Consider the following 1,323-nt stretch of genomic DNA (forward strand, 5'->3'; position numbering starts at 1 on the left):
TGTCGCGCGTCAGACTTTGTGGCTCAGGGGTTATGTAGGTTCCTGAGCAGGAGGTATGACGATGAGCCGTCCCCCGGTGTTCCCGGTGGAGGACAAGATCCGGATCGTGCTGAGCGTGCTGTCCGGGGAGATGACGATCGCCGAGGCCGCTCGGCGGAACAAGGTCTCGGAGCAGTCGGTGTCGCGGTGGAAGGCCCAGTTCCTCGAGGGCGGCCGGGCCGGGGTTGCCGAGGGCGGTAAGGCCGGTCCCTCGAGTCGTGAGGAGCAGTTGCAGGCCCAGATCGACGAGTTGACCACGGCACTGGGCGAGGCGCATGTCGAGCTGCGGGTGTGGAAGCGCTCCGCGGAGCGGCTGGCCCCTTCGAGGACCTCGAGGTGATTCGCCAAGACGCGGCGATGCCGGTCTCGAGGTTCACGGCCTTGATCGGCATCCCGCGCCGCACCTATACCCGCTGGATCAGCAAACAGCGCGCCGGGAACCCGCCGAAGGGCCCATGGCCGGCACCGGCGGTCGAGGCGTTCGAGCCGGTCGTGGAGAAGTATGCCCAGGCCTGGCCGGCGTGGGGACACCGCAAGATCCACGCATTGATGCGCGCCGATGGACACGAGGTGTCCGTTTCGACCGTGGAGCGGGCGATGCGGCGGCGGAATCTGTTGCAGTCCACGGAATATCAGGCTGAACGACGAGAGCTAGCCAAGGCCCGTAAGGCTGCGTTCGCCGAGCCGCCTACGGGGCCGAATCAGGTGTGGCAGCTGGATTTCTCTGAGTTCGAGACCACCCGTGGTGGGATCTGGCGGATCGCCGGGTGCGCGGACTACTACTCGAAGTACGAGTTCGGCTGGCACCTCGCGACCACCTGCAACGCCGCCGATGCCGAGCTCGCCGTCCGGATCGCGATCGCCGAGGCCGAGCGGCTGGCCGGTGGCGTGCCGTTGGCCGAGCAGCTCACCAACCCCGAGACCGGGCACATCAAGCGGATCAAGGTGGTCACCGACAACGGTGGCGCCTTCAAAGGCAGCAGGTTCGCCGCGTTCATCGCCTCTCGCCCCGAGCTGCTCCACATCCGCACCCGGCGTCGCTCACCCGGCCAGAACGGCGTGCGGGAACGGGCATTCGGATCGCTGAAGTACGAGCACCTCTACCGGATGGAGATCGACGACGGGCAGACCCTCGCCGCCGAGGCCGAGCGCTACCGGCACGTGTTCAACCACATCCGCCCCCACGAGGCACTCGGCATGCAACGACCGATCGAGATCCACCAGCAAGATCAACAAGCACAACTTTCATCCAAGAAAACTGAGCCAGATTCTTGACGCGGGACA

At 66.1% G+C, this 1,323-nt stretch carries 2 protein-coding genes; both read left to right on the plus strand.

Annotated elements, in window-relative coordinates:
* Nucleotides 1–61 precede the first annotated feature (61 nt).
* Nucleotides 62–379 carry a helix-turn-helix domain-containing protein gene (locus tag H5411_RS46450; protein WP_005456432.1) on the plus strand — a complete coding sequence of 106 codons (318 nt, stop codon included), beginning with the start codon at nucleotides 62–64 and terminating at the stop codon, nucleotides 377–379.
* A complete protein-coding gene (locus tag H5411_RS46455; RefSeq protein WP_183128020.1) occupies nucleotides 376–1,314 on the plus strand; it encodes an integrase core domain-containing protein in 939 nt (312 codons plus the stop codon). Before H5411_RS46450 ends, H5411_RS46455 begins: the two co-directional genes overlap by 4 nt.
* The last annotated feature ends 9 nt before the right edge of the window (nucleotides 1,315–1,323 follow it).

The organism is Amycolatopsis echigonensis (assembly GCF_014174495.1).
GTDB lineage: Bacteria > Actinomycetota > Actinomycetes > Mycobacteriales > Pseudonocardiaceae > Amycolatopsis > Amycolatopsis echigonensis.